The following is a 3453-nucleotide window of genomic DNA, read 5'->3' as shown; positions in this document are numbered from 1 at the left end:
TCCCGTCCGGACCTTGCTTGCCGCACCAGGTGAAACCCCGCTTGCGGGCCCGGTCCGCATCAGAGAAATCACCATCGGGGTTGAGTCGCAAAGCCAATTGGGTAGCCACTTTGTCCAACTGATCCGGTCTGAGCACCGCCGCCTGTTCGGCAAGGAACTCTTCAGCCTGATCGACCACATCGGGTGGGAGGCAGTCCGGCAGACCGTGGAGAAATCCCTGGATGGTCCGAAGATGGTCCGGGTCAAGAATGCCTTTTCGCCAGGCTGCAGCCGTGTGCGCCAGTTCCGGCGGCACTTGTTGACCGGTCAGAGTGACCCTGGGCTCAAGCTGGCCGCCGTCCCGGATACGACGTCGCGCCTCGGCGCGGCTGATTCGAAGGACATCGGATACCGTGGCGGCCACTGGAGCGCCCAAGGCGGCGTCATCCAGACCGTGAATGACTCTGTGCGACAACGCCCGTTGACGCCGCAGCGCAGTCTCGAGCTTCTCCAGACCCTCCAGACAGTCACGAACACCGAGGCCCTCCCAGGCAGCCTTGCCCAGCGCTTCCACGGCGTCGTCGAGGAGCGCCAACGCATCGGTGATCGAACTCATGTTCGAAACATTAGTGGGGGGGCCTGACAACGGTGGCCGACGGTAGGGGCGCGGACGCGACCTGTGGATCAACGCCCGACTGTGGACAACACGCTCTGGCGGCCCTAGGTCCCAGTCCAGTTCGGAGCGCGCTTCTCGGCGAAGGCGACCGCCCCCTCCCTGGCGTCCTTGGATCCGAACACCGGCATGATGATCGCGGCCTGTTCGCGCCACTGATCCGCCGGATTCCAGCCCCGGGATTCGGTGATCACCCGCTTGGTCGCCGCCACCGCCAGCGGGCCGTTGGCGGTGATACGGGAGGCCAACTCGATTGCAGCCTCCAGTGCGTGGCCGGGTTCTGTCAGCACGTTGACCAACCCCAATTCGTGCGCACGTTGCGCCGGCAAGCTGTCGCCGGTCAGCGCCAACTCCATGGCGATCTGATACGGAATGCGCTGGGGCAACCGCAGCAGGCCCCCACCGGCGGCAACCAAACCGCGCTTCACCTCCGGGATACCGAACGCCGAATTCATAGCCGCCACAATGAGATCCGTGGCGAGCGCTAGCTCTGTCCCGCCCGCCAGGGCATAACCCTCGACCGCGGCGATGATCGGCTTCGCCGGTGGGCGTTCGGTGAAGCCCAGTCCACGACCCTTCACCGCAACGTTCTCCCCGCGGGCGAAGGCCTTGAGGTCCATACCGGCGCAGAACGATCCACCGGCCCCGGTGACGATTCCGACCGAGAGCCCCGGATCGTCGTCGAGTCGGTCGGCCGCGGCAGCCAACGCGTGACTCACCGCGGCGTTGACGGCGTTCTTGGCTTCCGGCCGGTTGATCGTGATGATCAAGATCCGGTCGCGTTGCTCGGTGAGAACAGGCTCAGGCACAGCATCGGTTGCGGGGGCTTCGTCGCTCATCCGCCGATCGTAACCAGGGCGCCGACGGTCGGGATTCGGGCGGCATAATGGCGGTTATGCCAAGTGCGGACATCCACCCGGAATTGCGCCGGGTGGCGCGGTTCGTACCCAGACGGGCTGTCTACCGGTGGTCGGTTCCGTTGCTGCGCAAGCTCCCTAGTCCGCGCGGCCGTGATGACTCCGGGGTGGAGGCCCTGACCCTGGCTTGCGGCGTTGGGGTACGACTTCACCGGCCGGCCCGTGCCGCAGGTCCGGCGCCGGCCCTGCTGTGGATCCACGGCGGCGGCTACGTGATCGGCAACGCCGCCCAGGATGACGATTTGTGCCGGTCGATCACCCGCAAGCTCGGAGTGGTCGTGGCCGCTGTGGATTACCGGCTGGCCCCCGAGCATCCTTACCCGACTGCGTTGGAGGACTGCCACCGGGCCTTGACGTGGCTGGCGGGGTTGCCCGACGTCGACCCCGGCCGGATCGCGATCGGCGGGGCCAGCGCAGGCGGGGGTCTGGCAGCGGCGCTGGCTTTCATGGCGCGTGACCGCGGCGAGGTCAGGCCGGTCCTGCAGATGCTGTCCTACCCCATGCTCGATGACCGCACAGTCGATCCGGCACTGGACGACGACGGATTCCGGTTATGGGACACCTCGAGCAACCGGATCGGCTGGGGCGCTTACCTGGCCGGTGCTGATCCGGCCGTCGCCGTACCGGCCCGCCGATCCGATCTGGCCGGGCTGCCACCGGCCTGGCTGGGCGTGGGGACCCTCGACCTGTTCCACAGCGAGGGACTCACCTACGCCCGCCGGTTACAGGCCGCCGGAGTTCCGTGCGAGGTTCATGAGGTTGCCGGGGCGTTCCACGGGTTCGACCGGATCGCACCCAAAGCCAGCATCTCCCAAGAGTATTTCGACAGCAAGTGCGCCAGTATGCGTCGTCTCATGATCCCGGTGAAGTGATATGTCGACCACGTTGACTCGCGAGCAGACCGACCTGCGCGACGCTGTCGCCGATTTGATGACGAAGAGGTCATCTGAGGCGCAGGTTCGTCGACTGATGGCCGACGACACCGGTCACGATCCGGCGATGTGGAACGAGATGGCCGCCATGGGTCTGCTCGGGTTGACCATTCCGGAGGAGTTCGGTGGCGCTGGCGCCGGTGCGGCCGAACTCGCCGTGGTGAGCGAGCAGATGGGTCGGGCGTTGCTGTGCGACCCCTACCTGTCCACCGCCGTACTGACTCCGTATCTGCTTCTGGCGCTGGGCGATACAGCCGAGTGCGCGCAGGTTCTACCCCGGATCGCCGCGGGTGAGTTGATTGTCTCTGTCGCTTTTGCCGAACCCGGCTCAGCGCGGCCGCCGCGCCATCCTGCCACCCTCGCGACCCGGCACGGCGACGGCTGGTCGTTGACCGGAGAGAAAAGCTACGTCCTGGACGCCACCGCCGCCGAACGGTTCTACATCCCTGCCCAATGCGGCTCCGGTGTGGCGATATTCGCGGTCGAGCGCGATGTACCCGGCCTGGCGGTCTCAGCGTTGACCACGGTGGACCAGACCCGCAGACAGGGTCGGCTCACCCTGACCGATGTCCCGGCCCGGTTGGTCGGGAACCCCGGCGACGGCGGGGCCGCCCTCGCGGAAGCCCTCGACCGCGCCGCGGTGGCCCTGATCGCCGAGCAGGCCGGCGGGGCCATGTACGTCACCGAGATGGCCGTCGACTACGCCCGCAACCGCTACCAGTTCGGGCGGTCCATCGGAAGTTTCCAGGCTGTCAAGCACATGTGCGTGGACATGCTGCTCGACGCCCAGTCGGCCACCTCGGCCGCGCGGCATGTGGCGGCAACGTTCGATGCGGGCGAACCGGATCGGTTCATCGATCTCGCACTGGCTCAGAGCTTCTGCTCGGACACTTACGTATCCGCAGCGGCATCGAACATCCAGGTGCACGGCGGAATCGGTTTCACCTGGGAG

Annotated in this window: 4 protein-coding genes; 2 read left to right on the top strand and 2 right to left on the bottom strand. The window is 66.7% G+C overall.

Annotation, left to right across the window (positions count from 1 at the left end):
- Both ADBZ5N_RS18040 and ADBZ5N_RS18035 read right to left on the bottom strand, forming a co-directional pair.
- A partial coding sequence (locus ADBZ5N_RS18040; RefSeq protein ID WP_526259833.1) for a DUF222 domain-containing protein occupies window positions 1-595 on the bottom strand: 595 nt, incomplete at its 3' end.
- Window positions 596-699: 104 nt separating this feature from the next.
- Window positions 700-1491 (bottom strand): enoyl-CoA hydratase/isomerase family protein, encoded by a 792-nt coding sequence (locus ADBZ5N_RS18035; RefSeq protein ID WP_526259831.1) that lies wholly within the window; start codon window positions 1489-1491, stop codon window positions 700-702.
- Between the two features lie 56 nt (window positions 1492-1547).
- Between ADBZ5N_RS18035 and ADBZ5N_RS18030 the strand changes: the two genes are divergently transcribed.
- Window positions 1548-2441, top strand: coding sequence for an alpha/beta hydrolase (locus tag ADBZ5N_RS18030; RefSeq protein ID WP_526259829.1), 894 nt, complete (start codon window positions 1548-1550; stop codon window positions 2439-2441).
- Between the two features lies 1 nt (window position 2442).
- Window positions 2443-3453: acyl-CoA dehydrogenase family protein (locus ADBZ5N_RS18025; protein WP_526259827.1), on the top strand; the 1011-nt coding region annotated here is incomplete at its 3' end.

It is taken from the genome of Mycobacterium sp. (assembly GCF_044370595.1).
Lineage (GTDB): Bacteria > Actinomycetota > Actinomycetes > Mycobacteriales > Mycobacteriaceae > Mycobacterium.
Note: the sequence above shows the minus strand (reverse complement) of the source record. Positions and strands in the feature narration are given on the sequence as shown.